The 907-nt window shown below is 67.5% G+C and carries 1 protein-coding gene and 1 pseudogene; both read right to left on the bottom strand.

The genetic code is table 11. The features are described 5' to 3' along the window. Window positions 1–251, bottom strand: a 251-nt coding sequence (locus QZH66_RS17155; RefSeq protein WP_305807052.1) for a hypothetical protein, incomplete at its 3' end; no start/stop codon positions are given. A 62-nt stretch (window positions 252–313) separates the two neighbouring features. Further along, window positions 314–907, bottom strand: a pseudogene (locus QZH66_RS17150) (proton-conducting transporter membrane subunit); the annotation flags it as partial.

Raw genomic sequence — 907 nt, 5'->3', positions numbered from 1 at the left:
GGCGGCTCGTGCGGCTGCAGCGGCAGGTCGGTGGCCGGCGGGCCAAAGAACACGTCCAGCGTGAAGCGCAGCGAATAGGCCACGCTGAACATGCCGGCCACCGTGGCGATCAGGGGCAGGGTGATGTTCAAAAAGGCGCTGGCCTGGAGGAACACGGTTTCCGCGAAGAACATTTCTTTCGACAGAAAACCGTTGAGCAGCGGCACGCCGGCCATGGCGGCCGCCGCCACCATGGCCAGCGTGGCGGTCACCGGCATCATGCTGCGCAGGCCCGAGAGGCGGCGGATGTCGCGCGTGCCGCTTTCGTGGTCNCCGCGAAGAACATTTCTTTCGACAGAAAACCGTTGAGCAGCGGCACGCCGGCCATGGCGGCCGCCGCCACCATGGCCAGCGTGGCGGTCACCGGCATCATGCTGCGCAGGCCCGAGAGGCGGCGGATGTCGCGCGTGCCGCTTTCGTGGTCGATGATGCCGACGGCCATGAACAGCGAGGCCTTGAAGGTGGCGTGGTTCATGGTGTGGAACACGGCGGCCACGGCGGCCAGCGGGCTGTTCAGGCCGAGCAGCAGCGTGATCAGGCCCAGGTGCGAGATGGTGGAATAGGCCAGCAGGCCCTTGAGGTCGTTCTGGAACATCGCGGCATAGGCGCCCAGCAGCAGGGTGCAGGCGCCCGCGCCGCCGACGATCCAGAACCACGGCTCGGTGCCGCCGAGCACCGGCCACATGCGCGCGAGCAGAAACACGCCGGCCTTGACCATGGTGGCCGAGTGCAGATAGCTTGATACGGGCGTGGGCGCCGCCATGGCGTGCGGCAGCCAGAAGTGGAAGGGAAACTGCGCGCTCTTGGTCAGCGCGCCGAGCAAGATCAGCACCAGGGCGGTGAGGTAGAGCGGGTGGTCGCGCACCTG

The sequence above is a fragment of the Stenotrophomonas sp. YIM B06876 genome (assembly GCF_030711595.1).
Taxonomy (GTDB): domain Bacteria; phylum Pseudomonadota; class Gammaproteobacteria; order Xanthomonadales; family Xanthomonadaceae; genus Stenotrophomonas.
The sequence above is the reverse complement of the archived record's forward strand: the minus strand, read 5'-3'. Positions and strand labels throughout refer to the sequence as shown.